The sequence below is a fragment of the Acidiphilium sp. genome, from assembly GCF_049977125.1.
Taxonomy (GTDB): Bacteria; Pseudomonadota; Alphaproteobacteria; order Acetobacterales; family Acetobacteraceae; genus Acidiphilium.
This window is the reverse complement of the sequence record NZ_JBMFGY010000173.1, coordinates 1-5,030: the sequence shown is the minus strand read 5'-3', so window position 1 is coordinate 5,030 and position 5,030 is coordinate 1. Positions and strand designations below refer to the sequence as shown.

The following is a 5,030-nucleotide window of genomic DNA, read 5'->3' as shown; positions in this document are numbered from 1 at the left end:
CCGGTTCCGGTCAGCGAACGGCGGCTTACGGGGCATCTGAAATTAAGTGGGAACGCCGTGGTTGACGCGCTCAGGAGATAAAATCCCAGGGATTAATCACGGTCAAACCTGCGGCTTCGAAGGGAATGGTGTCGCGGGTCGCCACAAGGAACCCTTTCCGGGCCGCCGTGGCGGCAATATACCCGTCAGCGACGCCAATTGCTTTCCCTGCGCTCCTCGCCCGCGCCATCAATTCGGCATAGACCGCCGAAATCGGCAAATCGAAGGACACCACTCGCCCCTCGAATAGAGGTAATACGTCTCCCTCCAGCCGATCGTGCAACACTTGTCGGCGCCTGCCGACCGGCAGGGACGCGATGCCAAATCGGAGTTCCACGATCGTGATCACTGATAAATAAAGGGTCTCGATCGCCTGAGAGTCGATCCATGCGAGGACTCGCGCATCCGGCTCCGGCTTCCAGGGCTCAGAAATGACATTCGTGTCGATTAGGATCATTCAAAATTCATCGGATTGGCGGCGGTTTTGTCGCGGTTGTGCAGAGCCGCTACCTCTTGTTCCGACAGCCCCGCCTCGCGGCCAATGGCATTGAGAAGCGATCCAAGCTTGACCCTGCCCTCCGGTCGAACTGCCGCATCCAGAATGTCACGGATTTCAGCTTCCGTGCTTCGGCCGTGCTGTGCCGCGCGCGTTCGCAAAGCGCGATGCGTTTCCTCTGAGATGTTGCGGATGGTGACTGCGGGCATTTTTTCATTCCAGTCGTTAGAGCAATGATGATATCATCATCATGATGTTGATATCAATTGGCAAGTCTGAACTATCCCTCGGCTGGCCGGCTGAGGGTTGCAAACAGCAGAACCACCTGCCCGCGCCTGTGGGCAGGTGGCGATCATTGCGGATTGGCCCACTTGCGCTCAGCCGAAATCACACCTCGGTATGCTCCGCAAGAGCCAGCGCGTCCTCGACGTCAACGCCCAGATATCTCACTGTCGTCTCGATTTTGGTGTGGCCCAGCAAGAGCTGGACGGCCCGGAGATTGCCGCTTTGCTTGTAGATAATCGAGGCTTTGGTCCGCCTTAAGGAGTGCGTCCCGTAGTCCTCCCGATGCAGACCGATACCCACAACCCATTCATCCACCAGCCTCGCGTACTGGCGCGTACTCAAATGGTCGTTGTGATCGATGCGGCTCGGAAACACGAACTCGTCCAGCGACCCACCACGCCGTTCCAACCAAGCAAGCAGGCTGGTGCGTGCGGGTTCGAGCACCTCGAATTGTACGGGACGGCCCGTTTTCTGTTGAACGACGATGGCACGCGATTTGATGCGCCCACCGCTGACCAAATCACCGATTTTGATTTTCACGACGTCACATCCGCGGAGCTTGCTATCGATAGCAAGATCGAACAGCGCCCGGTCGCGAAGACGCTGATGGTGATCGAGCCAGAAGCGAATTGCCCACACCTGCTGCGGCTTGAACGCTCGCTTGGCGCCGGGCTTATGCCCTGCATTCCATGGACGGCGGTCCTTGAACCCCGGATCAAACTCTGAATGCACCATTGTTCCCTCCATATGGCCAGGATGGCCAGGAGAAATGTGGTGTCACTGGGGGGTCAGGTCGCCAGTCTGTCGAATGCTTTCAGCAACGAACGGCCAGCGCTTAGAATCTACATCCCGAACCTGACCGCCGAGCCTGCTCACGTTTCAGTCGTTAAGCCGGCCGCTCGCCATTCGGGTAACCCATCTTCCAAGCGCCGGACCTGGAAACCCTGCGCCCGCAGAAGAGCGACGGCTTCGACCGAAAAAACGCAATATGGTCCGCGGCAATAGGCGACGATCAATCGATCGCGCGGCAAGCTTTTCATCCGGGATTCGAGATCGGCGAGAGGAATACTGATGGCCGTAGGTATATGGCCCTTCGCGTATTCATCTTCCGGCCGAACGTCGAGAAGCAACACGTCATCCGCCTCCACCCGCGCCAGCAACTCAGCGCGTGTCAGCGGTTCAAGTGCGTCCCGTTTACCGAAATAATTCGCCATGACGAGCTGGATTTCCGCGCTGTTGCGTTCACCGATTCGCCCCAATGCGCTGAGCAGGACAACCACATCCGTCTCGCCCACCAGGTGATAGATCATGCGCTTTCCCGCCCGGCGCGGCTCGGCAAGACGCACCTTACGCAGGATTTGTAGATGCCGCGAGGCGTTTGCGATCGACAGGCCGGTTCGAGCGGCTAATTCCTCGACACTCAGTTCCCCCTGCGCGAGATGTTCCAGAATATCCAGTCGGTTCGCATGACCAATCGCCTGGGCGATATCGGCAAGGCGGGCAAATATCCTGTGCTTCGGACCGAGGCTTGACATCGAGACGACTTCACTCAATCATTCAACTGATATAGTGATTGAACATGATAAACGCCGCGTCAAGAGCGGTTGGGGTCCACGACCTTGAGCACGGGGAGAACGCAAGTCACGACGAGCGCATCAGACTTTCGGCGTGGGATCAGCCTGAACCAGCGTCAGTTCGTGCTCCAGGCAACCCAGGTGCTGTTCGTCGGCCTGATGATTGGCATGGAGCGTGCCGTCCTGCCCACAATGAGTGCGAATTTCGGTGTCAAACCCGGTGCGTTCCTGTTCCTTGCAAGCTTCGTGCTTTCGTTCGGTTTGGTGAAGGGTGCGCTCAATCTCGTAGCTGGTACTTTGTCCGATCGCCACGGCCGCAAACCGGTCCTCATCGCCGGCTGGTTCGCCGGTCTGCCGATCCCCCTGCTGATCTACTTTGCTCCGAATTGGTGGTGGATCATCGTGGCCAATGTATTTCTCGGCATCAACCAGGGTTTCACCTGGACCATGACCGTGACCAGTCAGATCGATTTGGCAGCAAGCCATCAGCGCGGCTTGGCGGTCGGAATCAATGAAGCGGTCGGCTATGTCGCCGTTGGGATCGCAGGATTTGTCGCGGCCGATCTGTCCCTGGCCTACGGGCCGCGGATTGCCTTGCTCGGCTTCGGTTTGGCGACCATCGTGACGGCACTGGCTTTATCGATCTTGCTTCGCGATACGCTGCCCTGGGTTCGCCCGGAGCATGCGCAGAGCGTGCAACCTTCAGAACCGGCGCCTCCGCCCGGTTGGGGTGCGGTCTTTATGCGCGTCTCGTTCCGAGACAAGGCAACAAGCGCATTGTGCCAGGGCGGGGTGGTGAACAAGATCGCGGATACTTTGGTCTGGGTTCTGTTCCCGATCTTCTTCCGCCGGGCGGGGCTCAAACTCGGCATGATCGGGTTGATCACTGGACTGTACGCGATGGTCTGGGGCCTATCACAACTCTGGACTGGCCATCTTGCCGATCGCGTCGGTCGCAAAGTACCGATCGTGACGGGATTCATGCTGCTCGCCGTGGGTATTGCCATCACAGCAGTTGGCACTGGGCCGGCCGTCTGGTTTCCTGCGGCGGCTGTGATGGGGCTCGGCATGGCGCTGCTCTACCCCAACCTGATTGCCGCGATGTCGGACCTGACCCCGCCTCTGTTGCGCGGCAAGGCTTTGGGCACCTATCGCTACTGGCGCGACACCGGTTACGCAATCGGGGCGCTGCTGCTCGGCGGTGTCGCACAACTCGCCGATGAGGTGCGGCCGGCGATGTGGCTGACCGCAGCGCTCGTCGTTATATCGGGGCTATGGATCGCAAAGGATGTTCGACTTGTTCAACCACACCATCAAAAATCCTGATCCGGCCAGGCGCTGCATCCAGCGTGGCTGGATCACCATCGCCCTGCTTGCCAGTATCAGCCCTGCCTCGAACGCGGATGCCGCAACTATTTCCCATCGTAATCCGAAATCGGGTCTCATGACCTGGACGAATGTGAAGGACGGTTTCAGCCTTTCCCTGCAGCAACTGACGCCCGACAATGTGCGTGGGATCTACGAAGGCATGGGTGCGTCGTCAGCAAACGTCGATCGGATCGCCCGCTACTGCGTGTTCGGCACCGACGCGCGCAACAATGCCAACGAATCAATCACATACAATGTCGCCACGTGGCAGGCGGTGACCCCCGATCACGCCCGACATCGGCTGCGCAGCAAACGTGGCTGGCAGCGCATCTGGAGCGCAGAAGGAGTCGATTACGGCTTCACAATTTTCCCTGCCCAGCAGACTTTCCAACCCGGCGACTGGGGCGAAGGGTTCACGACGATCAAACTCAAACCCGGCACGCGTTTCAACCTGATTTATCACTGGACCGACCATGGACACACCCACACAGCAACCCTTCACCACCTGCAATGTGCCGACGGCAAATGAACTCATCCGACGGACCCGCCGCGCAACACTGATCGGACTTGGCGCCGCTGCGGCGGGAGCCGCACTTACGGGGTCGGCACTTGCCGGGGTGAACGCCCCGCTCACGGCCCTTGCACCGCGTCCGCCCGCACCAGACTTTACACTACCCAGCGTCGCCGGTCCGACCTATTCGCTGAAACAATTCCGCGGCACGGTCGTACTGGTGAACTTCTGGGCCACCTGGTGCCCGCCTTGCCGCGCCGAAATGCCGTCAATCGAACGGCTGCATCAATCGATCAAGAACAAGGACCTTCAAATTCTGGCACTGGATCAAGGCGAAACGCAAAGCGTTGTCTTTGCGTATCTTGGTCAATTAACGCCGTCACCAACCTTTCCAATCCTGCTCGATCAACATAGTAAAGTCGCAGACGCGTTTCACGTCGCGGGCATTCCGACCACGTTCCTCATCGATAAAATGGGACGCATTGCCTACAAAGCGGTTGGCGGACGGAATTATGCAGCTTCAGACGTCCGCTCGATTATTGAAAGATTGATCGCGGCCTGAATAATGGTGAGAAACTGTCGCTCTAAATTAATCAACAGCAATAAAATGGTTCAGCGTTACCTTTGAATACCTTGTCCGGCCAAGTTTTCTATTCTCGCAAAACATGTGGCCTTTGCATGGCTCACGGATAAGCGGCCATTCGGCACCGAATGTCCGCTTTTGGGGGACGCCAAGACGTCTTCCTATGGCCGGGAT

At 58.3% G+C, this 5,030-nt stretch carries 7 protein-coding genes; 3 read left to right on the top strand and 4 right to left on the bottom strand.

The annotated features are described in order from the left end of the window. Nucleotides 1-70: 70 nt before the first annotated feature. The 4 genes from ACP5E6_RS16000 to ACP5E6_RS15985 form a co-directional block, all read right to left on the bottom strand. The gene (locus tag ACP5E6_RS16000; RefSeq protein ID WP_427955746.1) at nucleotides 71-496 is read right to left on the bottom strand and encodes a type II toxin-antitoxin system VapC family toxin; all 426 of its coding nucleotides are present in this window, start codon (nucleotides 494-496) and stop codon (nucleotides 71-73) included. Continuing rightward, nucleotides 493-744 (bottom strand): FitA-like ribbon-helix-helix domain-containing protein, encoded by a 252-nt coding sequence (locus ACP5E6_RS15995; RefSeq protein WP_427955745.1) that lies wholly within the window; start codon nucleotides 742-744, stop codon nucleotides 493-495. Before ACP5E6_RS15995 ends, ACP5E6_RS16000 begins: the two co-directional genes overlap by 4 nt. 178 nt (nucleotides 745-922) lie before the next feature. Next, complete coding sequence (locus ACP5E6_RS15990; protein ID WP_427955742.1) at nucleotides 923-1,555, bottom strand: tyrosine-type recombinase/integrase; 633 nt, start codon at nucleotides 1,553-1,555, stop codon at nucleotides 923-925. A 137-nt stretch (nucleotides 1,556-1,692) separates the two neighbouring features. Next, complete coding sequence (locus ACP5E6_RS15985) at nucleotides 1,693-2,355, bottom strand: ArsR/SmtB family transcription factor (protein WP_427955739.1); 663 nt, start codon at nucleotides 2,353-2,355, stop codon at nucleotides 1,693-1,695. Nucleotides 2,356-2,517: 162 nt separating this feature from the next. Here ACP5E6_RS15985 and ACP5E6_RS15980 point away from each other — a divergent pair, with 162 nt between their 5' ends. The 3 genes from ACP5E6_RS15980 (at nucleotide 2,518) to ACP5E6_RS15970 (ending at nucleotide 4,835) form a co-directional block, all read left to right on the top strand. Further along, nucleotides 2,518-3,720: an MFS transporter gene (locus ACP5E6_RS15980; protein ID WP_427955737.1), complete on the top strand. Its 1,203-nt coding sequence runs from the start codon at nucleotides 2,518-2,520 to the stop codon at nucleotides 3,718-3,720. Then, nucleotides 3,692-4,291 carry a hypothetical protein gene (locus ACP5E6_RS15975; protein WP_427955734.1) on the top strand — a complete coding sequence of 200 codons (600 nt, stop codon included), beginning with the start codon at nucleotides 3,692-3,694 and terminating at the stop codon, nucleotides 4,289-4,291. The genes ACP5E6_RS15980 and ACP5E6_RS15975 overlap by 29 nt, the downstream gene beginning before the upstream one ends. A gap of 88 nt (nucleotides 4,292-4,379) precedes the next feature. Beyond that, nucleotides 4,380-4,835 (top strand): TlpA family protein disulfide reductase, encoded by a 456-nt coding sequence (locus tag ACP5E6_RS15970; RefSeq protein WP_427955732.1) that lies wholly within the window; start codon nucleotides 4,380-4,382, stop codon nucleotides 4,833-4,835. Nucleotides 4,836-5,030: the final 195 nt, after the last annotated feature.